Source organism: Pseudomonas sp. NPDC088368, from assembly GCF_044753445.1.
GTDB lineage: Bacteria > Pseudomonadota > Gammaproteobacteria > Pseudomonadales > Pseudomonadaceae > Aquipseudomonas > Aquipseudomonas bambusae.
The window spans coordinates 196,634-219,983 of the sequence record NZ_JBIVNG010000008.1; the positions used below are offsets into that span (position 1 = coordinate 196,634).

The following is a 23,350-nucleotide window of genomic DNA, read 5'->3' on the forward strand; positions in this document are numbered from 1 at the left end:
AATGAGTGCGTCTGACCCATTCGGTAAAGGCAACCAAAATGTGCTGCCCAACGCCGGCGACATGGACGCGTTGATCCGCGCCGAACACCGCGACCCGTTCTCCATGCTCGGCCCTCACAGCGACGGCAAGGATGGCCAGGTGATCCGCGCCTACCTGCCCAATGCATTGGGCGTGCGCGTGCTGTCCCGTGACGGTGAACGCGATCTGGGCGAACTGAGCATGAGCGACAAACCCGGCTTTTTCGCCGGGCACTTTCCGGTGCGAGAGCCGTACCTGTTGAAGATCAACTGGGCCACCGGCGAGCAGATCACCGAAGACCCGTACAGCTTTGGCCAACTCCTCGGCGAGATGGACTTGTACCTGTTTGCCGAAGGTAATCACCGCGACCTGAGCAGCGCGCTGGGCGCACAGGTCACTTCCGTGGACGGCGTCAACGGCGTGCGTTTCTCGGTGTGGGCGCCGAATGCCCGTCGCGTTTCGGTTGTCGGCGATTTCAACAGCTGGGATGGCCGCCGTCACCCCATGCGTGTGCGTTACCCGTCCGGCGTGTGGGAAATTTTCATCCCGCGCCTGGGCCCCGGTGAAGCCTACAAATATGAAATCCTCGGCCAGCACGGCGTCTTGCCACTGAAGGCCGACCCGATGGCGCTGGCCACCAAGCTGCCGCCGGACACCGCCTCGAAGGTCGCTGCGCCCCTGAGCTTCGACTGGCAGGACAACGACTGGATGCAGGCCCGTGGCGACAAGCAGGATGTGCATCAGCCGCTGTCGATCTATGAATTGCACGCCGGGTCCTGGAAATGGCACCACGGCGGCGATGACGAACCGGATCGTCCGTTCAATTGGCAAGAGCTGGCGCGGGAGCTGATCCCGTACATCAAAGGGCTGGGCTTCACCCATATCGAATTGATGCCGATCATGGAACACCCGTTCGGCGGTTCCTGGGGGTATCAACTGCTCTCGCAATTCGCGCCGAGCGCCCGTTATGGCTCACCAGAAGATTTCGCGGCCTTCGTCAACGCCTGTCACCAGAACGACATCGGCGTGATTCTTGACTGGGTGCCTGCGCATTTCCCGACCGACACCCACGGCCTGGCGCAATTCGACGGCACGGCGCTGTACGAATACGGCAACCCGCAGGAGGGTTTCCATCAGGACTGGGACACGCTGATCTACAACCTGGGCCGCACCGAAGTGCACGGGTTCATGATCGCCTCCGGCCTGCACTGGCTGAAGAAATTCCACATCGACGGCCTGCGGGTGGATGCGGTGGCGTCGATGCTGTATCGCGACTATTCACGTAAAGCCGGGGAGTGGGTGCCGAACCGCTACGGCGGTCGTGAAAATCTGGAAGCCATCGATTTTCTGCGTCACCTGAACGACGTGGTCGCGCTGGAAGCGCCGGGGGCGTTGGTCATCGCGGAGGAATCCACGGCGTGGCCGGGCGTCAGTCAACCGACTCAACAGGGCGGCCTGGGCTTCGCTTACAAGTGGAACATGGGCTGGATGCACGACACGCTCAAGTACATTGAGCAGGACCCGATCCATCGTCAGCATCACCACGACCGCCTGAGTTTTGGCCTGGTGTATGCGTGGTCCGAGCGTTTTATCCTGCCGATTTCTCACGATGAAGTGGTCCACGGCAAGCATTCGCTGATCGACAAGATGCCGGGGGATCGCTGGCAGAAGTTCGCCAACCTGCGGGCGTACTTGACCTTCATGTGGACCCACCCTGGCAAGAAGCTGCTGTTCATGGGCTGCGAGTTCGGGCAGTGGCGCGAGTGGAACCACGACACTGAGCTGGACTGGCACTTCCTTAACTACGCGGACCACAAAGGCGTGCACACGCTGGTGGGCGATCTGAACCGGCTGTATCGGTCCGAGAAGGCGTTGTACGAGCAGGATTGCCAGCCGCAGGGTTTCCAATGGGTCATCGGTGACGATGCGGGCAATAGCGTGTACGCGTATTTGCGCTGGAGCAAGGACGGCGAGCCGCTGCTGGTGGTGGCGAACCTGACGCCCGTGCCCCGTGAGCATTACCGCGTAGGCGTGCCGTTTGGTGGCAAATGGGCTGAGTTGCTGAACACCGACGCCGAGGTGTATGCGGGGTCGAACATCGGCAATGGCGGGGGTGTGATGGCCGAGGAAATCAAAAACCACGGGCAGGCGTATTCTGTGGCCTTGAACCTGCCGCCGTTGGCGGTGGTGGTCTTGAAGCCGGTGAGCGACCAGTAAAGTCATCTGCTAAAGCAATCGAAGGTGCGCCGCCCAACCGGTGGGAGCCGTCGGGGGCACGACGGCAGCGAGTGCGGTTCATCAGTCACAGCGAGGTTGACTGATACGCCACCCTCGTTGCCGTCGCGCTTTCCGCGTCTCCCACGCTGTTTTTCAGGTGTCTGGACGGCCTGATTCCCTCTGTGTCCCCAGCCAAACCTCTACGCCGCTTCGACGGATCAACCCGGGCGCTCAGACGAACGTCACCCTCCCGCAGTGAACCTGACATCATTTGAATGGTCTGTTGACCACGTTTCGTTCATCGCATGCGGCCCGTCCATCCGGCCATTCTTTTTATTTGTCGAAGATTCCCCATGTCGCTATCTCGCCCTGTTTCAGCTCCCGATTCCCTCATCTCACCACTGCCGGGCGTTCGACGCCGTTTGCTCAGCGCCGGTTTGATGGGCACTTTGTTCGCTTTCGGCCTCGCCGGCCAAGCCCACGCCGAAGGCAAGGACCGTTGGGTCAGCGACACCCTCAGCACGTACGTTCGCAGCGGCCCCACCGACGGCTATCGCATCGTCGGCACGCTGAAGTCCGGGCAGAAAGTCGAGCTGATCAACACCCAGGGCGATTACAGCCAGGTGCGCGGCAATTCCGGGGATACCGTCTGGATTCCCTCCAATGATCTTCAAGAAGTCCCCGGCCAGACCGAACGGCTGCCGCAACTGACCCAGCAGGTCGCCGACCTCAGCGGTCAACTCAAAACCATCGATGACGACTGGAAGACCAAGGTCCAGGGCATGCAGGAGACCCTCGACTCCCGCAAGAAACTCGTCGACGAGCTCGAAGCCCGCACCAAAGACCTCAACGCCCAGTTGACCGACGCCCAGTCGGAACTGCGCTCGACCCAGGCCAAGCTGGGTGACGAGAACAATCAGGTGCTGATGCGTTACATGGTCTACGGCGGCAGCATCGCCGGAGCAGGCTTGCTCTTGGGCCTGATCCTTCCAGCGCTGACCCGTGGCCGCAAACGCAACGATCGCTGGTTCTGACCTGACTGTTCTGTGGGAGCGAATTCAGTCGCGAGAGGCCAGTACATCCGGCACATGTCTATCGACCTAATCGACGTCTCGCGAATGAATTCGCTCCTACATGTCAGATTTTGCAACGGCTCTAAGGATTCTCTGAAATATCTTGTCATTGGCTCTAGGTTGATTCTTCTGGCTGCGCTATTTTGGTGCGGCCCCCCGGTACTGTCGTGGGCCGGGGTGGCTAGCAACAGCGCTCCAACAAATGTGCATCTGCAGTCGCAAGGATGCCGGGCGAGTCGTGAGAGGGCATGTCCCCATCCGGCTCGACCCGCCAATGCTGTTCCACATTCAAAAGAAGAAAGAGAGTCGACTCATGAAGTTTGAACCCTTGGCCAAGTCGCTCATTGCGACCTCGCTCACCCTCGCGTTTTCCTCCACTTACGCCGCCTCCGTCGCCCCCGTTGCCGCTGAAAACGGCATGGTCGTCACCGCGCAGCATCTGGCCACTCACGTCGGCGTCGATGTGCTGAAGTCCGGCGGTAACGCGGTGGACGCCGCCGTTGCCGTAGGTTATGCGCTGGCAGTGGTTTACCCGGCTGCGGGTAACCTCGGCGGCGGTGGTTTCATGACCATCCAGTTGGCGGACGGCCGCAAGACCTTCCTTGATTTCCGTGAAAAAGCGCCGCAGGCCGCCACCGCCAACATGTACCTGGACAAGGACGGCAACGTCGTTCCGGACCTCAGCTCCAAGGGCCATTTGGCCGTGGGCGTACCGGGCACGGTGTCCGGCATGGAAATGGCGCTGAGCAAATACGGCACCAAGAAGCGCGCCGAGGTCATTGCACCGGCGATCAAACTCGCCGAAAACGGCTTTCCGCTGGAGCAGGGCGACATCGATCTGCTGCACACCGCGACCGACGAGTTCAAGGCTGACAAGGACCTGACCCCGATCTTTCTGAACAAAGGCCAGCCGATGCAGGTTGGCGACAAGCTGGTGCAGAAGGACCTGGCAAAAACCCTCAAGGAAATCTCTGCCAAGGGGACCGACGGTTTCTACAAGGGCTGGGTCGCCAAGGCCATCGTCGATTCGAGCAAGGCGGGCAAGGGCATCATCGTTCAGGCCGACCTCGATAAGTACAAAACCCGCGAACTGGCGCCCATCGAGTGCGATTACCGGGGCTACCACGTGGTCTCGGCGCCGCCTCCAAGCTCGGGCGGTGTGGTGATCTGCGAGATCATGAACATCCTCGAAGGCTACCCGATGAAGGAGCTGGGCTATCACTCGGCCCAGGGCATGCACTATCAGATCGAGGCCATGCGTCACGCCTATGTGGACCGCAACAGCTACCTCGGCGACCCGGATTTCGTGAAGAACCCGATCGCGCACCTGCTGGACCGTGACTACGCCACGAAACTGCGCGCCGCCATCGAACCGCAAAAAGCCGGCGATTCCCAAGCCATCAAACCGGGCGTTGCGCCTCACGAAGGCAACAACACCACGCACTATTCCATCGTCGATAAGTGGGGCAACGCGGTTTCCGTGACCTACACCCTCAACGACTGGTTCGGCGCGGGCGTGATGGCGAGCAAGACCGGCGTGATCCTTAACGACGAAATGGATGACTTCACCTCCAAGGTCGGCGTGCCGAACATGTACGGTCTGGTGCAGGGCGAAGCCAACGCGATTGCCCCGGGCAAGACGCCGCTGTCGTCGATGAGCCCGACCATCGTCACCAAGGATGGCAAGGCCGTAATGGTCGTCGGTACGCCGGGCGGCAGCCGCATCATCACGGCGACTTTGCTGACCATGCTCAACGTCATTGACTACGGCATGAACATCCAGGAAGCGGTAGACGCGCCACGTTTCCACCAGCAATGGATGCCGGAAACCACCAACCTCGAAAACTTCGCCGTCAGCCCTGACACGCAGAAGATCCTCGAAAGCTGGGGCCACAAATTTGGCGCACCACAGGACGCCAACCACTTGGCCGCCATTCTGGTCGGCGCGCCTTCGCTGGGTGGCAAGCCGGTGGGCAACAACCGCTTCTACGGTGCGAACGATCCGCGTCGCAATACCGGTCTTTCGCTGGGGTATTGAGGTGTAAGGGTCACACAGTAAAAACACAGTAAATACGGGCGAGGCAGCACAGTTGCCTCGCCCGTTTGTTTGATGCACAGATTTTGGTTGTCATCGGGCATGTCGCGAGTGTTATGTTATAACTCTTTGCGGCGAGCCTTCTCCGGTTCGCGTTGTCCTGATGCTGCGAGAACCTGTCTTACATGAACACTCCGCTTCCCGACGTTGCCTCCTCCGAATTCTCTCAATCGCTGCTGCCGCTGGACTGGGTCGGCATGCGAGGCATTGATATCCCTTTGATCCTCGATGAGCCTGGCATTAACGCGCCGATTCATGCCCGTGCGGATTTGCAGGTGGATTTGCCGATGCCACAGATCAAGGGCATTCACATGTCACGGCTGTACACGCTGCTCGACCGCTTTGCCGAGCACCACGCCGTCAGCCCGGCGAGCCTCGCCGCACTCTTGCAATTGATGGTGTCCAGTCACGCCGATTGCCATTCCTCGCAGGCGAGCGTGTGTTTGTCCTTCGAATTGCTCAGCAAACGGCCTGCCTTGATCACGCAGGGGTTGAGCGGATGGAAGTCCTATCCGGTGGTGGTTGAGGCGCAGTGGAGGGAAGGGCGGCTCGCGCTGACGGTCAGCGTGGACGTCACCTATTCGTCGACCTGCCCGTGCTCGGCGGCGCTGTCGCGGCAATTGCTGGAGCAAGCGTTCACCGGGCATTTCGGTTCAGGGTCAGTGGATGCCGACGCCGTGGCGACCTGGCTTCGCCGGAATGGCTCCCACGCGACACCGCACAGCCAGCGCAGCGTGGCGCGGGTTCAGGTGAATGTCGATGAGGACGCCGAGCGCCTGGGGCTGCTTGGGTTGATCGACGTCATCGAAGACGCCTTGGGCACGCCGGTGCAGACCGCCGTGAAGCGCGCCGACGAGCAAGCCTTCGCCCGTCTCAACGGGCAGAACCTGATGTACGTCGAAGATGCCGCGCGAAAGGTTCAGCAGGCGCTGGCGGGGCGCTTTGCCGCCAGCAGCGTCTCAGTGCGCCACTTCGAAAGCCTGCATCCTCACGATGCCGTCGCGTTCTCGTCCAACCGATAGCCTTGAAGTTCAGGCGCGCGGCAGCAGACTGCGCTCCATGCGCGCCAACGCTTCTTCCAGCATCGGCCGAGGGCAGCCGAAGTTCAGGCGCACGAACTGACCACAGTCTTCGCCGAATTCGAGACCGTCACTGAGCGCGACTTTCGCTTCGCGCAGAAAGAATGCCTGTGGATGCTGGATGTCCAGTGCCGAGCAGTCGAGCCAGGCCAGATAGGTGCTCTGCGGCAGGTGCATGCGAATGCCGGGGAAACGGTTTTTGATGGCGTGGACCAGGTAATCGCGGTTGTCCTGCAAATATGCGTTGACCTGCTTAAGCCACGCTTCGCCCTGGCCGTAGGCCGCCTGAGTCGCTTCGAGCCCCAAGGCGTTGACGCTGTCCACCAGCCCCAGTCGGCCAGCATTGAAGCGCTCGCGTAGATCGGCGTTCTGGATGATGGCGAAGGCGGTTTTCATCCCGGCGATGTTCCACGCCTTGCTGGCCGACATCAGCGTCACGGTGCGATCAGCGATTTCGGCGCTCAGGGACGCAATAGGCGTGTGGCGACGCCCGTCGAACAGGATATCGGCGTGAATTTCATCGGAAACGATCAGCACGTCATGCCGCACGCACGCATCACCGATGGCCTGGAGTTCTTCGCGGTCGAAGACCTTGCCCATGGGGTTGTGCGGGTTGCTGAGCAGAAAAGTACGGGCACTGAGTAGGGCGTGGTGCAGTGCCCCGATGTCAGTCCGGTATTCGCCGTTCGCATCGGCCTGCAAAGGCAGGTCTACCCGTGGCAGTTTCCAGTTCGCCGGAGCACTGAGCAGCGGCGAATAATTGGGCGTCTGCACCACTACGCCACTGCCCGGAGGCGCCAGCGTGTTCAGCGCCATGTTCACACCCGGTTCGACACCGGGCAAAAACACCAGATCCTGCGGCTGAACGTGCCAGCCGTATTGACGCGCCAAGTGCTCGACCAGCGTCTGACGCAACGTGTCCTGCGCCACGGAATACCCCAAAAGCGGGTGCTCCAGCCGGTTCTTCAGCGCCTGCATGATGGGCGGGGCCACTGGGAAATCCATGTCTGCCACCCACATCGGCAACACGTCTTCCGGGTACTGGCTCCACTTCTTGCTGCCGGTGTTCAGGCGCTGATAAACGCTGTTCAGGTCCATGCTCGTGACGGTCTCGACTAAAACGATGGGCGATTGTGCCAGAGACGAGGGCGCGAAGGCATGGCCGTGGCGCAAAGTCTTACCAGAACGTCGTCGCCTGACTGTTGACCCGCCCGGCAATGACCGCGATGGCTTTGTCGACGTCGGCCGCGTCGGTGTAGCGACCGAGGCTCAGGCGCAAGCTGCTGCTGGCGAGCGCAGGCGATAAGCCCATGGCGAGCAGGACGTGGGAGGCGCCGCTGCTTGCCGAATTGCAGGCAGAGGTCGACGAGACTGCAAGGTCGCTCGACAGGCTCAAGGCGTTGAAGCCCGGTTTGTCGACGCACACGTTGAGCGTGTGCGGGACCCGTTGATCCGGATCACCATTCAGGCTGACACCGGGCAATTGCAGCAGGCCTTCCCGCAAACGTTCGGACAGGGCGGCGATGCGTGCGACTTCTTCGTGCATTTCAGCGGCGGCCAACGCGTAGGCGGCGCCCATGCCGACGATTTGGTGGGTGGCCAGCGTCCCGGAGCGGAAACCCTGCTCGTGCCCGCCGCCGTGGATTTGCGCTTCGAGTAACGGACGGGCACGCTCGCCGACGTACAGCGCGCCAATACCTTTCGGGCCGTAGATTTTGTGAGCAGAGAACGACATCAGGTCCACAGGCAGGGCGTTGAGATCAATGGCCACCTTGCCTGCGCCTTGTGCGGCGTCGACGTGGAAAAGCACGCCTTGAGCACGGAGCATCTCGCCGATGGTGGCGATGTCGGTCAGCGTGCCGAGTTCGTTGTTCACCAGCATCAGCGACGCCAGCAGCGTGTCATCCCGCAGGGCATCGCGAACGGCGTCGGGGCGGATCAAACCGGCGCTGTCGGGTTCGAGCCAGGTCACGGGAAAACCGGCCTGTTCCAGTTGGCGTACGGTATCGACCACGGCTTTATGTTCGATGCGGCTGGTGATCAGGTGACGGCGCTGACCCTGCGCACGTTGCGCGATCCCTTTGATCGCGAGGTTGTTGGATTCTGTGGCCCCGGAGGTCCAGATGATTGCATCGGCTGAACAGCCGACGAGCTCAGCGACCTGACGGCGAGCGAGTTCGACTGACTGGCGGGCGAGATTGCCATAGGCGTGGGAATTGGAGGCGGGGTTGCCGAAGGTGCCTTCGCGACCGAGGCAGGTGATCATCGCCTGGATGACACGGTCATCGACAGGGGTGGTGGCGGCGTAATCGAAGTAACAAGGAAGTGTGCTCATGGGGAGAAATCCGCGCTGTCCGTAATGGGAAAAATATTACCTGCGCGGACCTGAAAAAAAATTGATTACTGAACGCTGATTGGGCGGCTGGTTAGAATATTTTTCGTATCTGCCCGCGCTATGGAGAATAAAGTTTCGTGGACTGCGAGATTAGGCTTATCTTTATCGCCATTGGTCATAACCTTCACTCGAGTAGACACCCTACGATGGATAAATTCGATCAGGCCATTCTCGGCATTCTTCAGGCCGACTGTACCCGTCCCATCGCAGAAATCGCCGACGCCATTGGCTTGGGCAGCACCGCGTGTTGGCGGCGGGTTCAGAAACTGGAAGAGCAGGGGATGATCAGGGGGCGCGTTGCATTGCTGGACCCCGGTCAATTGAACGTCAATGTCACCGTATTCGCTGCGATACGTACCAATCAGCACAACGCCCAATGGCTTGGACGCTTTCACGACCTGATCTCCACGCTGCCCGAGGTGGTGGAATGTTACCGAATGGCAGGAGATACGGATTACATGTTACGTATCGTTGTACCTGATATTGCCGGCTATGACGCGGTCTATAAAAAGCTGATCCAACTCTCGGGCATCACCGACATCAGTTCGAGCTTCGCCATGGAGCAGATCAAGTCCACGACCCAATTGCCGTTGACCTACGCCAGCTGAGCTCACGAATAACCTTATAGCCAAACGGTATTTCTACATCCGCGCTTAAGCTCTTTATCCTCACGGCATAACTCGTTATGACAAGTGGTGCGATCAAGCATCACCCGGAGGCTCAGTGATGACGCGCCAAGTGCTGGAACAGGAATACGACATCGTGGTGATTGGCGGCGGCACGGCCGGACCGATGGCGGCGATCAAAGCCAAGGAACGCAATCGCAACCTGCGCGTGCTGCTGATCGACAAGGCCAACGTCAAGCGCAGCGGCGCCATCAGCATGGGCATGGACGGCTTGAACAACGCCGTGATTCCCGGCCACGCCACGCCTGAGCAGTACACCAAGGAAATCACCATCGCCAACGACGGCATCGTCAATCAGGCGGCAGTGCATGCTTATGCGACCCACAGCTACGAAACCATCGAGCAACTGGACCGCTGGGGCGTGAAGTTCGAGAAGGACGAAACCGGCGATTACGCGGTCAAGAAAGTCCACCACATGGGCGCCTACGTGTTGCCGATGCCCGAGGGCCACGACATCAAGAAAGTGCTGTACCGCCAGTTGAAGCGGGCAAGGGTGACCATCACCAACCGCGTGGTTTGCACCCGTTTGCTCACCGATGAGGAAGGTGCAGTGAATGGCGTCATGGGGTTCGACTGTCGCACCGCCGATTTCTACGTGATCAAAGCCAAGGCCGTGATCCTCTGCTGCGGCGCCGCCGGCCGTTTGGGCCTGCCGTCATCGGGTTATCTGATGGGCACCTACGAAAACCCGACCAACGCAGGCGACGGTTATGCAATGGCCTATCACGCCGGTGCAGAACTGGCGAATCTGGAGTGTTTCCAGATCAACCCGCTGATCAAGGATTACAACGGCCCCGCTTGCGCGTACGTGACCGGCCCCTTGGGCGGCTACACGGCCAACAACAAGGGCGACCGCTTCATCGAGTGCGACTACTGGAGCGGCCAGATGATGTGGGAGTTCCATCAGGAGCTGGAAAGCGGTAACGGTCCGGTGTTTCTCAAGCTCGATCACCTGGCTGAAGAAACCATCCAGAACATCGAAGAGATCCTGCACAGCAACGAACGCCCCAGCCGCGGCCAGTTTCACGCCAATCGCGGCACCGATTACCGCAGCCAGATGGTGGAGATGCACATCTCGGAAATCGGCTTTTGCAGCGGGCATTCCGCCTCGGGGGTGTGGGTCAACGAACGTGCGGAAACGTCGGTCAAGGGCCTGTATTCAGCGGGCGACATGGCAGCGGTCCCGCACAATTACATGCTCGGCGCGTTCACTTATGGCTGGTTCGCCGGCAACAACGCGGCGGATTACGTCGCGGAGCGGGACTTCAGCAGCGTGAGTGCGCAACAGATAGAACGCGAAAAGGCGCGGGTCTATGCGCCTCTGGATCGCGAACACGGCCTGCCACCGGCGCAGGTCGAATACAAACTGCGGCGCTTTGTGAACGACTACCTGCAACCGCCAAAAGTGACCAAAAAGATGCAGATCGGCTTGCAGCGCTTTGATGACATCGGGCGCGATCTCGACCAACTGAAAGCCAACAACGCCCACGAATTGATGCGCGCCATGGAAGTCAGCGTGATCCGTGACTGCGCCGAGATGGCCGCCCGGGCTTCGCTGTATCGCACTGAAAGCCGTTGGGGCCTTTACCACCACCGCGTCGATCATCCACTGCGCAACGACCGCGACTGGTTCTGCCATGCGCACCTGAAGAAAGACGAAGACGGCCGCATGGTCAGTTTCAAGAAGCCGGTCGAGCCTTACATCGTGGCGTTGGACGCCGACGAAATGCTCGCCTATGACCGCCTGCGCGTGGGGGCTGACGCTGCCTGATCCGGCGTCGCCTGCACCTTTTAGACAGAGAGCGCGATACGCGCCAAGGACACCGTGAAATGGCTTACCAGCCCCAGGAAATCTTCTTCCGCTCCAACGCCCCGGTCACCGTGGACGAGGACAAGTGCATCGCCGACAAGGGCTGCACGGTGTGCGTCGACGTCTGCCCGATGGACCTGCTGGCGATCAATCCTGCAACGCAGAAAGCCTACATGGCGTTCGACGAGTGCTGGTATTGCATGCCCTGCGAAAAGGACTGCCCGACCGGCGCCGTGAAGGTCGAGATTCCGTACCTGTTGCGCTGACGCCAACAATTGCGAGTGAGGTAACCCGCCGCGTTGGCGATGCACCGTTGCACAGTAAACACCGGACCCTGTGGGAGCGAATTCATTCGCGAAAGCAGCGTGTCAGGCGAGTTCAGTGTTGCGGGTGCCAACGTCTTCGCGAATGAATTCGCTCCCACAGGGATTCGTGACCGCAACAAAAACGCCATCCGCCAACGACGGACGCTGATTCACGCAGCACCCCTCGTTTCCCACCGCGCCCGATCGCGGCGGAGACGACACTTCCTATCAATGATGCGAGGGGATACATCCATGTTATTGCGCGCCACGCTGGCCGGTTTCGTACTGGCTTCGTTGAGTCTGTCGGTTCAGGCCGAGACCATCCGGATTGCCATCGGCACCCAGGACACCACCATCAATTGCGCGGCCGGCGGGCTGCTGATTCGCGAGCTCGGGCTGCTCGACAAATACCTGCCCCATGACGGCCAATACAAAGACGCGCAGTACCAGGTCGAGTGGAAAAACTTCACCAGTGGCGCGCCGCTGACCAATGAGATGGTCGCGGGCAAACTGGATTTCGGCGCGATGGCCGACTTCCCCGGCGCCTTCAACGGCGTCGCGTTCGAAACCGCAGGCAAGCACAGCCTGTTCATCAGCGTGCTGTCGGGCAACATCAAGGGCAGCGGCAACGGCATCGTGGTGCCAACCTCGTCCACGGCGCAGTCGTTGGCCGACTTGAAGGGCAAAACGATCTCCGTGCCGTTCGCGTCCACTGCCCACGGCATGCTGCTGCGCGCCGTCGCGGCTCAAGGCTGGGACCCGTTGAAAGACGTCAACATCATCGCCCAGGCGCCGGAAGTCGCAGGTTCTGCGCTGCAAGCGGACAAGATCGACGCCCACGCCGACTTCGTGCCCTTCGGTGAACTGTTCCCGAACCGTGGCTTCGCCCGCAAAATCTATGACGGCTCCCAATCCAACACCCCGACGTTCCACGGCGCGCTGGTGGACGAGAGCTACGCGAAGAAATACCCGGAAATCGTCGTCGCCTACCTGCGCGCAGGCATCGAAGCCAATCAACTGCTGGCGGCCGAGCCCGAAAAATACAGCGAGCTGATCGAAAAAGTCACCGGCATCGAGGCAGAAGTCAATTACCTGTTCCATGGCCCTTTGGGCTTGCAGACCCGGGATCAGACCTGGAAACCCGAATACCGCCAAGCCGTCGGCACCGCCATCGACACGCTCAAACTGATGAAGAAAGCCGACCGTGGGCTGGACCTGAACACCTTCATCGACGACCAGTACGTCCGTGCGGCGTACAAGGCGTCGGGCGTGGACTATAACGCGCAACTGGCGAACTACGCCCAGTCGCCGCTCAAGGCCAACGACGCGCTGACGGGCAAGCCGATCACCGATTTCAGCCACGTCGCCGAGATATGGGTCAAAGGTGAGCCGACAGTGCGCCATTACGCCTCGGCCGAATCGGCATTCACGGCCCTGCAGGCGCTGAACAAGGAAGGCAAGCCGATCCGCGCTGTGTACGCCCAGGCCGAAGACAGCGGGATCAAGCTCTTGGCCAGTCAGGCGTGGTTTGCCAGTGACAGCAAAGGTCGGTTGAGTGCCTTCCTCCTCAAAGGCCAGGCGCAGCAATTCGCTCAGGCGCAGGGGGGCAAGGTGTTGAACTTCCAGGACGCCAGCACTCAAGTTGCTGTGGCCAGCCGCTAAGGGCGACGGAGAACGATGATGTCCAACCCTGCACTCCGTTGGCTGCCGCGCCTTTCATCCGTGCTGCTCTGCCTGCTGTTCTGGCAACTGGCGGCGAGCAACCACTGGAATCTGGGGCTGGTGACGTTCGCCAACGTCCCGACGCCGCTGTCGGTGATCGAGGCAGCGGCCGGCCTGGTGGATTCTGGTCGGCTAACGCAGCACCTGACCGCCAGCCTCAGCCGAGTGTTCGCGGGGTATCTGGCCGCCTTGATCATCGGCGTTGGCCTGGGCGTCATCATCGGCCGTTCGCGCTGGGCGGAAGACGTGCTGCTGCCGCCGTTGGAAGTGCTGCGCCCGATTCCGGCCGTGGCGTGGATTCCGCTGGCGATCCTGATGTTTCCGTCTTCCGAACTGTCGATGGTGTTCATCACCTTCACCGGCGCGCTGTTTCCGATCCTGCTCAACACCGTGCACGGTGTCGAAGGCGTCGATCCGCGACTGATCGCCTCGGCAAAAAGCCTGGGGGCAGGGCGGCGGGCGATTCTGTTGGAAGTCGTTCTGCCGGGCGCCGCGCCGAGCATCATCACCGGTCTGGCCATCGGCATGGGCACCTCGTGGTTTTGCCTGGTGACGGCCGAGATGATTTCCGGGCAGTTCGGCATCGGCTATTACACCTGGGAGTCGTACACCATCCAGAACTACGCCGACATCGTCGTCGGCATGCTGCTGATCGGTCTGCTGGGCATGGGCAGCAGCCTGCTGATCAAGCGTTTGGGGCAACTGTTCACCCCTTGGCACCGACCGCGAGGAAAAGCCTGATGAATGTCGCGACCCACCCCGCAGGCCGCGTGGACATACACGGTCTCACGATTTCTTTGGGTGAAGGGCAGAACGCCTTTCAAGCCGTGCAGGCGCTGGATTGCCAGATCGAGTCAGGGCAGTTCGTCTGCATTCTCGGGCCGTCCGGCTGTGGCAAGTCGACCCTGCTCGGCGCGCTGGCCGGGCACCTGCAGCCGGTCGCTGGCAACCTCAGTGTCGATGGCGCTTCGGTCAATGGGCCGTCGCCGCAACGGGGCATGGTCTTTCAGCAACACACGTTGTTTCCCTGGCGCACCGTTCGCGAGAACGTCGCCTTTGGCTTGAAGATGAGCGGGGTGGACAAGGCCGAGCGCCTGTCGGCCGCAGATGAAATGCTCGCCCTGGTGGGCCTCGAAGGGTTTGCCGGGCACTGGCCGAATCAGCTGTCGGGCGGCATGCAGCAGCGGGTGGAAATCGCCCGGGTGCTGATCAATCGCCCGCGTCTGCTGCTAATGGACGAGCCCTTTGGTGCGCTGGACGCCTTGACCCGCATGAAGATGCAGGCGCTGTTGCTGGACATCTGGACGCGGATACGCACCACCGTGGTGTTCGTGACCCATGACATCGACGAGGCGCTATTCCTGGCTGACCGGATTCTGGTCATGAGCCCTCGGCCAGGGCGTTTCATCGAAGACCTGCAACTGGATTTTCCGCGCCCGAGAAGCACTGAGCTGGTGACCCGCCCGGAATTTTCGCGCCTGAAACGGCATTGCCTCGAACTGCTGCACCACGAGGACGGTCGGCAGCTGCCACGGCTGAACCCCCTCGGGCTTCCTAACGAACACGACGGACTGCGACTGGCCTTATGACTGACCTGACGAGCTATTTTGAAGACATCGACCACCCGGAGATTCTCGCCCTGCGAAGCCGTCTCGAACATATGGACGCTGGCGTGCGACGCATCGCGCTGATCGAGCTGGCGGACCTTGAAGAGCCGGAGGGGTTGGACTGGTTGGCAAACCGGCTGGCGTCAGACCCGGCAACCGATGTGCGTGCGCAAGCTGCAGCACTGCTGGAAGCCTGGGAAGAGCCGGACGTGGTGCAGGCCCTGTGTGAAGCCTTGACCGACGCCGAGCCTGCGGTGCGTGACGCGGCGGCTCAGAGCCTGAGCGTGTTGAAGACAGTGGAGGCGGGCCGGGTGATTCTGCCGTGGGCGGCCCACGCTGAAGTCAGTGTGCGGACCGCGGCGTTTCGGGCGCTGCGTGAATTGCGCCTTGAAGACGCCGCGCCTGCCGCACTTCACGCGTTGGCCGACGAGGACGCTGGCGTGCGTCGCGAGGCTGTTGGGGTGCTGGGCTGGCTGAAGAACACCGATGCGTTGGCTGCCTTGGCCACCTTGGCCAGCCAGGACCCTGACAGTGAAGTGCGCCGCGCCGCCACCGGGGCGCTGGGGCTGGCCAGCAACGCCGACGTGTTGCCTGCTTTGCGTAAAGCCTTGCAGGACGACGCCTGGCAAGTGCGCGAAGAGGCGGCCACGACGTTGGGCAAGGTGGGGCAACAGGATGCCGGACCGGCGTTGATTGACGCCTTGGCGGATGAGTACTGGCAAGTGCGGTTGCGTGCAACTCGCAGCCTGGGGCGTTTGCGTCACGTCGAGGCGTTGTGGCCGTTGGTGGAAGTCTTGACTCACGGCATCAGCAACCTGCGCAAAGAAGCGGCCTTGGCCCTTGGCGAATTGCGCGACGGCCGTGCGCGACCGGCGCTTTTGCACCTGGAACATGACGGCGACCCCGAGGTGCGCAAGGCCGTGCGCATCGCCTTGGCGCAACTGCCATGATCCCGGCCCCGGTCTGGATCGGCAATTCCCTGGACCGCCAACGATTGCGCCTGAACTGGCCGGATGGCCGAGAGCAGCACATCGGCCACGTACTGTTGCGTCAGCAATGTCCGTGCTCGCAATGCCGGGCGTTTCGTTTGAAAGGGATGAAACCGGTGGTTGCGTCTTCGTTATGTCTGGTTGAGATCAATCCACAGGGTTACGGGTTGCAACTGGTGTTCAGCGACGGGCATCAGCGGGGGATTTACCCGTGGGCGTACTTGGCGGGGTTGAGCGGGGCGTAGGCCGCGGAGCCACTTTTGATTCGTGGGAGCTGGCTTGCCTGCGATCTGCCGGGAACCGGCAGTAAATCGGCCTCCCTCGGTTGTATCAGAATGACTGCGGTGCCGGGTTTTGCTGCCGCTGCACGCCAGATCGCAGGCAAGCCAGCTCCCACGGCCTCCGGCCAGAATCAAAGGCAGAGCGCAGTCAGCGCCGATGGGTCAATACCGCGCTTTATCAATCCATTCCAGCGACGTGCGCCAGATACAAATCCCCAGGAAATACGCCGACATTGCCAGCCACACGCTCAGCACCCACGAGCCGTTGTAGGGATGGTTGATCACCATCAAAAAGCTGCACAAGAACCATACGCTGGTCACCGCGATGTTGAGCGGCATGAAGCGCCGTACGCGGAACGGGTGGAGGAACTTCATGCGGGTGACGGTCAGCAGCGCCAGGCAGATCACCGTGATGAATGTCAGCCACGGCGCGGGCGACAGGATGTAAACGCACAGCGCGACTACGTTCCATGCCGCCGGGAAGCCCACAAAATAATTGTCCTTGCTCTTCATCTCGGTATTGCAGAAGCAAAACAGCGACGACACCAGAATGATCGAAATCGTCAGCAGCAGGGTGTAGTCGGGGAGGGGAATGTAGCGGTAGATAAACAGGGCAGGGATAAAGACGTAGGTGAGGTAGTCGATCACCAGGTCCAGCACCGAACCGTCAAAATGCGGCAGGACCGACTGCACGTTGACCTTGCGCGCCAGCGAGCCGTCCAGGCCATCCACGATCAGCGCGATGCCCAGCCACAGCAGGCACGCCTTGGGCTGGTTATCGAACAGCGCGATGGTCGCGAGGAACGCGAGGACGACGCCGGTGGCCGTAAAACCATGGGCACCCCACGCTTTGAGCCAGGCGATACGTTGAATTGGAATCATGGACGGTCCTTCTGAAAATAAAGCTGGCCGGATCGATTCACCGTGGCGGTGACCGTAGACCTGGCCAGAGGTGCAACTATCGACCGGTTGTCGGTCCATAAGGTTCACCTGTCACCTCTACACGGTAGCAGGCGGCGCGGGGTTTCGTGACGCAATTTTCACATCCCGGCTCGGGATTTACACCCCTTACCGGGTCATTGGTCGGCTGCGGGCGGAAAGAGGCACTATGCTGGCCCCTTTTGCAGAAAATTCTCGGCAGAATCCGCGTCTGATCAGTGACTTAGCCAGGGATTTGCATGCGGATTATCAAGTGGTTTGTGACGTTCTGTGTTCTTTCAGCCGCTCCTAGCCACGTATTTGCACGGGATTTGAGCAAAAACGAACGTGATCTCTGCACGTGGGGCGCAGGCATCGCCAGCACGGCACAGCAATACAAACTAGCGGGGCTGACGTTGTACGGGGCCCGGAAAAAGTTTCAGGCCCGGCACTTTCCTCAGCAATGGATGCGCATGAGCGCATTGGGCATCACCGAACAGACGTACGACAGCGATTCGCGCATGCGCCCCGAAGGCGTTCGACAGGTGTATTACGAAGGGTGCACCCGGCACGAACTGGCGCGCCGGTAATTTAGACCGTTCAGCTCAAACGCTGCATCAGATACGCTTCGCCAGTGACCCTGATCATCGGGTGAGGCGTGATCTGACAGGTCTTCACCACGCTGAAACCGTGACGTTCGTAGAAGCGTCGAGCGCCGGTGTTCTCGGCGTAATCGATCAGGCTCAATCCACTCAGCCCCATGGCGGCGGCGCGGGCCTGGGCGCTTTCCAGAAACCGCAAACCGAGTCCCTTGCTGCGCCAGCCTTCGTGCAACGCCAAACTCGAAATGTACAGCGTGTCAGGGATTTCCATGTCTGCGTAGGGCGCCAGCACCGGGTCAGTCGAGGGTGTCGGGTTCGGGTCTTCGCGCATGGCATAGCTGTGCATCATGCCAATGACCTCGCCATGGGCCTCGGCAATCAGGCAGTTCTGAAAGGAAAAGTCCACGCCCTCCCTGGCATAACGCCGTGTCCCTACGTCCAGCAACGCCTCACCGGGCTCCGCCAACTGACTCCAGATGTAATCCGAAGCCCCCTCCGACGTGATCTGAAACAAACGGGCAATCTCACGGGCATCCGCCGCCGTGGCCGGACGAAACTCGACAGTCATTCACAAGGCTCCACAAGACATTGGGGCGCCTGTTATAGCGTGGATGTTGAAAGGCTCGCCAATGACAGACGTGGGCACGTCGCAGGCAGGCTGACGGCTGTCGCTATTGGTGGGCGAGAGATGGGGGAGAAGCGATCGGGCGCGCCGTTGCGGCGCGCCCTACGTGCTGACTCAGTGCGGTGCCCGAGGGATGGTTTTCATCAGGTCGGCGGGGCTGATGTGCCCCACCACCGGTGCGCTGCCGGGTTGTGGCAGGTTGAGGATGTGGCCTTTCATCTTACCGATGATGTGCATTTCGCACGGCTTGCAGTCGAATTTCAGGGTCAGGACTTCGTCGCCGTGGATCAGCTGCATCGGTGCCACTTTAGTCTTGACGCCCGTGACGCCCTTGGCCTGTTTCGGGCACAGGTTGAAGGAGAAACGCAGGCAATGTTTGGTGATCATCACCGGTACTTCGCCCGCTTCTTCGTGGGCTTCGTACGCGGCGTCGATCAACTTCACGCCGTGGCGGTGGTAGAAGTCGCGGGCCTTCTGGTTGTAGACGTTGGCAAGGAACGACAGGTGTGCTTCCGGGTAGACCGGCGGCGGACTGGTTTCGGCCTTGCGACCGCCTCGTGGGTGGGCAGCGACGCGGGCAACGGTGAGGGTTTCGATGACTTCGCGGCGCAGGGCCTTGAGCTGCGAGTTCGGAATGAAGAAAGCCTCGGGCGCGTCGAGTTTGACGTGGACGGCGTGATACTGGGTGGTGCCGAGCTGGCAGAGCAGGTCGCGCAGTTGATCCAGTGCCTGTTCCGGTTTGTTGGCGATGCCGAATGGGCCGTCCAGCGAGACGCTGGCGCTGATGCCTTCCTCACTGGTTGCGATGACGTCCAGACGCGATTCAAGCAGCTGCACCTGCCACGACACACCAATCCGGCGCTCGGCAGAGGTCTTCTGTAGGGCTTGTTGCCAGTTGTGGTCGAGGTTGCGATTCAGCGGATGATTCGGACGGGCTTTATGCAAGTCCGCTGGCATTTCGTTGGGTTCGACGCGATAGCGGTAGCGCTTTTCGCCGTCTTCTTCGAATTCGCCTTTTGGCTCGGCGATGTTGGCGCGGAAGCCTACCACTTCGCGCTTGATCAGCACGTTGAGGCCGTCGCCGTTGGTCAACGGGTCATGGGTCACGACGTGAAGGTCGCGCTTGCCGACTTTTTCGACGATCCCCACGGGCAGGCCCGTGAAGGTTGGGGTGTCGAAGGCGCCGATGTCGATCTTGCGGTCGGTGACGAAATAGTCAGTGCTGCCGCGGTGGAAGGTTTTTTCCGGGTCGGGCAGGAAGAAATGCGCGGTGCGGCCGCTGGAGGCGCGGGCCAGGTCCGGGCGGTCTTCAAGCACGTCGTCCAGGCGCTGGCGGTAATAGGCCGTGATGTTCTTCACGTAGCCCATGTCCTTGTAGCGGCCTTCGATTTTGAACGAGCGCACGCCGGCTTCGACGAGGGCGCGGATGTTGGCGCTCTGGTTGTTGTCTTTCATCGACAGCAGGTGTTTCTCAAAGGCCACGACGCGGCCCTGATCGTCTTTCAATGTGTAGGGCAGGCGGCAGGCCTGGGAGCAGTCGCCACGGTTGGCGCTGCGTCCGGTGTGGGCGTGGGAAATGTTGCACTGGCCGGAAAACGCCACGCACAGGGCGCCATGAATGAAGAACTCGATGGCGGCGTCGGTTTCGTCGGCGATGGCGCGAATCTCTTGAAGATTCAGCTCACGGGCCAGTACCAACTGCGAGAAACCGGCCTGGTCGAGGAACTTGGCTCGCTCCAGCGTACGAATGTCAGTCTGGGTGCTGGCGTGCAGCTCAATGGGCGGAATATCCAGCTCCATGACGCCCAGGTCCTGAACGATCAACGCGTCCACGCCTGCGTCGTACAACTGGTGGATCAGCTTGCGCGCTGGCTCCAGTTCGTTGTCGTGCAGGATCGTGTTGATCGTGGTGAAAACCCGCGCGTGATAGCGACGGGCGAATTCGACCAGCTCGGCGATGTCGCTGACTTCGTTGGCAGCGTTATGGCGTGCGCCGAAGCTCGGGCCACCGATATAAATGGCGTCAGCGCCGTGCAGAATGGCCTCGCGGGCAATCGCCACATCGCGGGCCGGGCTGAGCAATTCCAGGTGATGCTTGGGTAGGGACATGTTTTTTTAGTCGGATCGTCACGGTCAAGGCGCGCATTGTAGCGGCGAAACGCCCGAGGGGCATCCATGGACTGCCCGATGGCGGAAAACAGAACGCCCCGGCGGACCCAATTCTCTGTAGGAGCGAATTCATTCGCGAAAAATGGGTCAGGCGACAGAGGTGTATGGACTGTGCCGGCCCTTCGTCGGAATGCCGCCCAGAACGAACTCGCTCCTACAGGGATGCCGGTTCGCCCGGGAAGGATAAATCCTGCCTCGAAACGTTAGCCCTTGGCCGCCATCGCCGTCACTTCCACGCGCATGCCTTCCACGGCAAGCGCCGCAACGCCTACTGCTGCACGCACGGGCCAGGGCTTCGCGAAGAAGCGCTTGTACACCTCATTGAACGCAGCCCGGTCGGCCATGTCGGTCAAGTAGATGGTCAGGTGCATCACGCGGTCCATCGAACTGCCCGCACGTTCCAGCGCGACTTTCAGCGCCTGAAGGGTGCATTCGCTCTGAGCCGTGATCGTGCCCAGTTCCAGGCTGCCGTCAGCACGGGTTGGGATCTGCGTGGAGACCATGATGCCGCCGAACGTCGCAACGTCAGAAGAAATGGAATCCGCGTCTGGATCGGGCAGGAAGGTGACGTGCTGGCTGGACATGAGCGCTCTCTGATGAGGAAACGAAACGGCACGCCTGAGGCAGCGCAGCCGTTGTGAAGGGGCCGATGATAAAGCAGTCGCGAAATGGTGTAACGTCGCCCGTTTCGATCAGCACTCAAACGCCCACCCCAGGGAGACAGCAATGAAAGAATTCGAAGGCAAGATCGTTCTCGTCACCGGTGGCTCCAAAGGCATTGGCCTGGCCTGCGCGCAGCAGTTCGCGGCTCAGGGCGCCCGGGTCGTGATCAGTTCACGGGCCCAGGCCAATATCGACGCGGCGCTGAAGACACTGCCGGGGGCGGTGGGTTTCGCGGCCGATGTTTCCGACGAGGCTTTCGCGGCGGCCTTGGTCCAGCGAGTGGTGCTGGAAGTTGGGCCTATTGACGTGCTGGTCAATTCGGCCGGCGCGGCAAAACGCTCCCCGCCGCAGGAGCTCACACCGACGTTCTGGCGCGAGGCCATGAACGCCAAGTTCTTTTCCACGATCAATGTCGTCGATCCGGTGGTCAAGCTCATGGCCGAGCGAGGGCAGGGCGTGATCGTCAACATCATCGGCGTCGGCGGAAAAGTCGCCAAGCCGATTCACCTGGCAGGCGGCTCGGCGAATGCGGCGTTGATGCTGGCGACGTCTGGATTAGGCAACGCTTACGCCGGGACGGGCGTTCGGGTGGTGGGCATCAACCCGGGCCTCACCGAAACGGGCCGCGTGGCCGAAGGCATGGCAGCGGACGCCGCCCACGTCGGTATTTCCATGGACGCCGCCATCGCCCGCAGCGTGCAGAAAATTCCGATGGGGCGCATGGCCCAGCCGGAAGAAATCGCCGATCTGGCGCTGTTCCTGGCGTCCGACAAGGCGCGCTATATCACTGGCACGGTGATCGCCATGGACGGTGCGGAATTTCCGGTTATCTGAGCGGGGTATAGCCAAAGGCTTACACGCAGTTCAGCGAAAGTGCCGTATACGCCGCTCAGGGAAAGCCGTAGATTGGATCCATCGACTGAAGCGCAGGAAGCGCTTCAGAGGTCACGGATGATCTGCCATTTGCCCGGAACGCTACCGACAGGACGTTGGAATGGTCTTGATAGAAAAGAACCCGCCCAGGCGGGTTTTTTATTGCCTGCGATTTACCGCTCGCCGTGTCGAGTGAAGACGTCGATCACTCCTTGACGTCCATGAACTCCTCGGCCCAGGCCACGTAGCTTTCCGGCAGGGTATAGGTGTGAGTCAGTTCGGTGGCACTGAGATTTTCGGTGCTGTGCGTGACCTTGCGCTGTGCACGCAGGCTGTCATAGGTCGCCTTGATCGACGCGAAGTACGCGGCATGCCCGGCTACGACGATACGCACGCCCAGCTTGGCCAGACGGTCACTGTCGCTGAGTTTCGGATTGCCGTAGGTCACCAGCATCAGCGGCACGGTGAGTTTTTCCGAAATCTGTTCGAGGTGGTCGAAGTCCTTGATGCCCACCATGCAGATGCCGTCCGCACCGGCTTTTTCATACGCCTGGGTTCGCTCGATGATGTCTTGCACAGGCAATACACCCGCATTGGTCCGGGCGATGATCGACAGTTCCGGATCAACCCGCGCTTCCAGTGCAGCCTTGACCTTGCCGATGCCTTCCTCAATGGTGATCAGGTCGGTGGACTTGCGACCGAATTGCGCAGGCAGCAAGGTGTCTTCGATGGTCAATGCCGCAACGCCCGCGCGCTCCAGCTCCTCAACGGTGCGCATGACGTTCAGCGCGTTGCCATAGCCGTGGTCGGCGTCGGCGATAAAAGGAAGTTGAGCGACACGGCCAATACGCGTGGCCTGTTCAACGAACTCGCTCAGTGTGATCAACGCAAAGTCCGGTGCCGCCAGGACCTGCAGCGAAGCGACCGAGCCGCCGAGAATCCCGACTTCGAACCCCAGGTCAGCGGCAATACGGGCTGACATCGGATCAAACACGGAAGCGGTTTCGAAGCTGCTGCTGGACGCCAGCAGTTCACGGAAATTACGGCGCAGCGCGGAGTGAGAGATTCTGGACATTGACGTTTCCTGGTGCTGGCCATCATCGATGAAACGATCTACGCCAATTTAAAATGAGCGGCGAGACTAACATGCCGAAAAACCGCAGGTTATGTCGTTTGAGCATGGGCCATGCCTAAGATACATACCTCCCACCGCGCCGAGAAG

At 60.9% G+C, this 23,350-nt stretch carries 21 protein-coding genes; 14 read left to right on the forward strand and 7 right to left on the reverse strand.

The genetic code is table 11. From position 1 onward, the window contains the following. The first annotated feature begins 1 nt into the window (after window position 1). The 4 genes from glgB to folE2 all read left to right on the forward strand — a co-directional run bounded on the left by glgB (window position 2) and on the right by folE2 (window position 6,426). Entirely contained in the window at window positions 2-2,236 is a 2,235-nt protein-coding gene (gene glgB / locus ACIQAL_RS18970; RefSeq protein WP_401148230.1) for a 1,4-alpha-glucan branching protein GlgB, read from the forward strand. Between the two features lie 353 nt (window positions 2,237-2,589). After that, complete coding sequence (locus ACIQAL_RS18975) at window positions 2,590-3,270, forward strand: TIGR04211 family SH3 domain-containing protein (RefSeq protein WP_401148233.1); 681 nt, start codon at window positions 2,590-2,592, stop codon at window positions 3,268-3,270. A gap of 352 nt (window positions 3,271-3,622) precedes the next feature. Further along, window positions 3,623-5,347, forward strand: a complete 1,725-nt coding sequence (gene ggt, locus ACIQAL_RS18980; protein WP_341957867.1) for a gamma-glutamyltransferase — start codon at window positions 3,623-3,625, stop codon at window positions 5,345-5,347. Between the two features lie 182 nt (window positions 5,348-5,529). Further along, a complete protein-coding gene (folE2, locus tag ACIQAL_RS18985; protein WP_401148237.1) occupies window positions 5,530-6,426 on the forward strand; it encodes a GTP cyclohydrolase FolE2 in 897 nt (298 codons plus the stop codon). A 9-nt stretch (window positions 6,427-6,435) separates the two neighbouring features. Here the strand turns inward: folE2 and ACIQAL_RS18990 are convergent, their stop codons facing one another. Next, window positions 6,436-7,581, reverse strand: coding sequence for a MalY/PatB family protein (locus ACIQAL_RS18990; protein ID WP_401148240.1), 1,146 nt, complete (start codon window positions 7,579-7,581; stop codon window positions 6,436-6,438). A 79-nt stretch (window positions 7,582-7,660) separates the two neighbouring features. Beyond that, window positions 7,661-8,818: an aminotransferase class V-fold PLP-dependent enzyme gene (locus ACIQAL_RS18995; protein ID WP_401148243.1), complete on the reverse strand. Its 1,158-nt coding sequence runs from the start codon at window positions 8,816-8,818 to the stop codon at window positions 7,661-7,663. 206 nt (window positions 8,819-9,024) lie between these two features. On the opposite strand from ACIQAL_RS18995, the gene ACIQAL_RS19000 reads away from it, so the two are divergent. The 8 genes from ACIQAL_RS19000 (at window position 9,025) to ACIQAL_RS19035 (ending at window position 16,242) form a co-directional block, all read left to right on the forward strand. Beyond that, window positions 9,025-9,486, forward strand: coding sequence for an Lrp/AsnC family transcriptional regulator (locus ACIQAL_RS19000; RefSeq protein ID WP_401148245.1), 462 nt, complete (start codon window positions 9,025-9,027; stop codon window positions 9,484-9,486). Between the two features lie 118 nt (window positions 9,487-9,604). Further along, entirely contained in the window at window positions 9,605-11,335 is a 1,731-nt protein-coding gene (locus ACIQAL_RS19005) for a fumarate reductase/succinate dehydrogenase flavoprotein subunit (RefSeq protein WP_401148247.1), read from the forward strand. Between the two features lie 59 nt (window positions 11,336-11,394). Continuing rightward, the gene (locus ACIQAL_RS19010) at window positions 11,395-11,640 is read left to right on the forward strand and encodes a ferredoxin family protein (RefSeq protein WP_110950700.1); all 246 of its coding nucleotides are present in this window, start codon (window positions 11,395-11,397) and stop codon (window positions 11,638-11,640) included. 291 nt (window positions 11,641-11,931) lie between these two features. Further along, complete coding sequence (locus tag ACIQAL_RS19015; protein WP_401148250.1) at window positions 11,932-13,341, forward strand: ABC transporter substrate-binding protein; 1,410 nt, start codon at window positions 11,932-11,934, stop codon at window positions 13,339-13,341. Between the two features lie 18 nt (window positions 13,342-13,359). Beyond that, the gene (locus ACIQAL_RS19020) at window positions 13,360-14,142 is read left to right on the forward strand and encodes an ABC transporter permease (protein ID WP_401148253.1); all 783 of its coding nucleotides are present in this window, start codon (window positions 13,360-13,362) and stop codon (window positions 14,140-14,142) included. Then, window positions 14,142-14,990 carry an ABC transporter ATP-binding protein gene (locus ACIQAL_RS19025; protein ID WP_401148255.1) on the forward strand — a complete coding sequence of 283 codons (849 nt, stop codon included), beginning with the start codon at window positions 14,142-14,144 and terminating at the stop codon, window positions 14,988-14,990. The genes ACIQAL_RS19020 and ACIQAL_RS19025 overlap by 1 nt, the downstream gene beginning before the upstream one ends. Before the next feature lie 5 nt (window positions 14,991-14,995). Continuing rightward, a complete protein-coding gene (locus ACIQAL_RS19030; RefSeq protein ID WP_401148589.1) occupies window positions 14,996-15,958 on the forward strand; it encodes a HEAT repeat domain-containing protein in 963 nt (320 codons plus the stop codon). After that, window positions 15,955-16,242, forward strand: a complete 288-nt coding sequence (locus ACIQAL_RS19035) for a DUF971 domain-containing protein (RefSeq protein ID WP_401148256.1) — start codon at window positions 15,955-15,957, stop codon at window positions 16,240-16,242. The genes ACIQAL_RS19030 and ACIQAL_RS19035 overlap by 4 nt, the downstream gene beginning before the upstream one ends. A gap of 198 nt (window positions 16,243-16,440) precedes the next feature. On the opposite strand, the gene pcsA is transcribed toward ACIQAL_RS19035, so the two are convergent. Further along, window positions 16,441-17,160 (reverse strand): phosphatidylcholine synthase, encoded by a 720-nt coding sequence (gene pcsA / locus ACIQAL_RS19040; RefSeq protein WP_341957892.1) that lies wholly within the window; start codon window positions 17,158-17,160, stop codon window positions 16,441-16,443. Window positions 17,161-17,456: 296 nt separating this feature from the next. Here pcsA and ACIQAL_RS19045 point away from each other — a divergent pair, with 296 nt between their 5' ends. Continuing rightward, on the forward strand, window positions 17,457-17,786 hold the full coding sequence (locus ACIQAL_RS19045; RefSeq protein ID WP_401148259.1) for a hypothetical protein: 330 nt from the start codon (window positions 17,457-17,459) through the stop codon (window positions 17,784-17,786). A 10-nt stretch (window positions 17,787-17,796) separates the two neighbouring features. Here ACIQAL_RS19045 and ACIQAL_RS19050 read toward each other — a convergent pair whose 3' ends face one another. The 3 genes from ACIQAL_RS19050 to ACIQAL_RS19060 all read right to left on the reverse strand — a co-directional run bounded on the left by ACIQAL_RS19050 (window position 17,797) and on the right by ACIQAL_RS19060 (window position 21,176). After that, window positions 17,797-18,366, reverse strand: a complete 570-nt coding sequence (locus tag ACIQAL_RS19050; RefSeq protein WP_401148261.1) for a GNAT family N-acetyltransferase — start codon at window positions 18,364-18,366, stop codon at window positions 17,797-17,799. 171 nt (window positions 18,367-18,537) lie between these two features. Next, complete coding sequence (locus ACIQAL_RS19055) at window positions 18,538-20,532, reverse strand: U32 family peptidase (RefSeq protein ID WP_401148263.1); 1,995 nt, start codon at window positions 20,530-20,532, stop codon at window positions 18,538-18,540. A gap of 263 nt (window positions 20,533-20,795) precedes the next feature. Next, a complete protein-coding gene (locus tag ACIQAL_RS19060; RefSeq protein WP_166594466.1) occupies window positions 20,796-21,176 on the reverse strand; it encodes a RidA family protein in 381 nt (126 codons plus the stop codon). A 142-nt stretch (window positions 21,177-21,318) separates the two neighbouring features. Between ACIQAL_RS19060 and ACIQAL_RS19065 the strand changes: the two genes are divergently transcribed. Continuing rightward, window positions 21,319-22,089, forward strand: a complete 771-nt coding sequence (locus ACIQAL_RS19065; protein WP_401148266.1) for an SDR family NAD(P)-dependent oxidoreductase — start codon at window positions 21,319-21,321, stop codon at window positions 22,087-22,089. 244 nt (window positions 22,090-22,333) lie between these two features. On the opposite strand, the gene ACIQAL_RS19070 is transcribed toward ACIQAL_RS19065, so the two are convergent. After that, complete coding sequence (locus ACIQAL_RS19070; protein WP_401148268.1) at window positions 22,334-23,203, reverse strand: oxaloacetate decarboxylase; 870 nt, start codon at window positions 23,201-23,203, stop codon at window positions 22,334-22,336. Window positions 23,204-23,350 lie beyond the last annotated feature (147 nt).

Coding starts and splice junctions, on each gene's coding strand:
- glgB (WP_401148230.1), top strand. CDS start 2: ATGAGTGCGTCTGACCCATTCGGTAAAGGCAACCAAAATGTGCTGCCC.
- ACIQAL_RS18975 (WP_401148233.1), top strand. CDS start 2,590: ATGTCGCTATCTCGCCCTGTTTCAGCTCCCGATTCCCTCATCTCACCA.
- ggt (WP_341957867.1), top strand. CDS start 3,623: ATGAAGTTTGAACCCTTGGCCAAGTCGCTCATTGCGACCTCGCTCACC.
- folE2 (WP_401148237.1), top strand. CDS start 5,530: ATGAACACTCCGCTTCCCGACGTTGCCTCCTCCGAATTCTCTCAATCG.
- ACIQAL_RS18990 (WP_401148240.1), bottom strand. CDS start 7,581: ATGGACCTGAACAGCGTTTATCAGCGCCTGAACACCGGCAGCAAGAAG.
- ACIQAL_RS18995 (WP_401148243.1), bottom strand. CDS start 8,818: ATGAGCACACTTCCTTGTTACTTCGATTACGCCGCCACCACCCCTGTC.
- ACIQAL_RS19000 (WP_401148245.1), top strand. CDS start 9,025: ATGGATAAATTCGATCAGGCCATTCTCGGCATTCTTCAGGCCGACTGT.
- ACIQAL_RS19005 (WP_401148247.1), top strand. CDS start 9,605: ATGACGCGCCAAGTGCTGGAACAGGAATACGACATCGTGGTGATTGGC.
- ACIQAL_RS19010 (WP_110950700.1), top strand. CDS start 11,395: ATGGCTTACCAGCCCCAGGAAATCTTCTTCCGCTCCAACGCCCCGGTC.
- ACIQAL_RS19015 (WP_401148250.1), top strand. CDS start 11,932: ATGTTATTGCGCGCCACGCTGGCCGGTTTCGTACTGGCTTCGTTGAGT.
- ACIQAL_RS19020 (WP_401148253.1), top strand. CDS start 13,360: ATGTCCAACCCTGCACTCCGTTGGCTGCCGCGCCTTTCATCCGTGCTG.
- ACIQAL_RS19025 (WP_401148255.1), top strand. CDS start 14,142: ATGAATGTCGCGACCCACCCCGCAGGCCGCGTGGACATACACGGTCTC.
- ACIQAL_RS19035 (WP_401148256.1), top strand. CDS start 15,955: ATGATCCCGGCCCCGGTCTGGATCGGCAATTCCCTGGACCGCCAACGA.
- pcsA (WP_341957892.1), bottom strand. CDS start 17,160: ATGATTCCAATTCAACGTATCGCCTGGCTCAAAGCGTGGGGTGCCCAT.
- ACIQAL_RS19045 (WP_401148259.1), top strand. CDS start 17,457: ATGCGGATTATCAAGTGGTTTGTGACGTTCTGTGTTCTTTCAGCCGCT.
- ACIQAL_RS19050 (WP_401148261.1), bottom strand. CDS start 18,366: ATGACTGTCGAGTTTCGTCCGGCCACGGCGGCGGATGCCCGTGAGATT.
- ACIQAL_RS19055 (WP_401148263.1), bottom strand. CDS start 20,532: ATGTCCCTACCCAAGCATCACCTGGAATTGCTCAGCCCGGCCCGCGAT.
- ACIQAL_RS19060 (WP_166594466.1), bottom strand. CDS start 21,176: ATGTCCAGCCAGCACGTCACCTTCCTGCCCGATCCAGACGCGGATTCC.
- ACIQAL_RS19065 (WP_401148266.1), top strand. CDS start 21,319: ATGAAAGAATTCGAAGGCAAGATCGTTCTCGTCACCGGTGGCTCCAAA.
- ACIQAL_RS19070 (WP_401148268.1), bottom strand. CDS start 23,203: ATGTCCAGAATCTCTCACTCCGCGCTGCGCCGTAATTTCCGTGAACTG.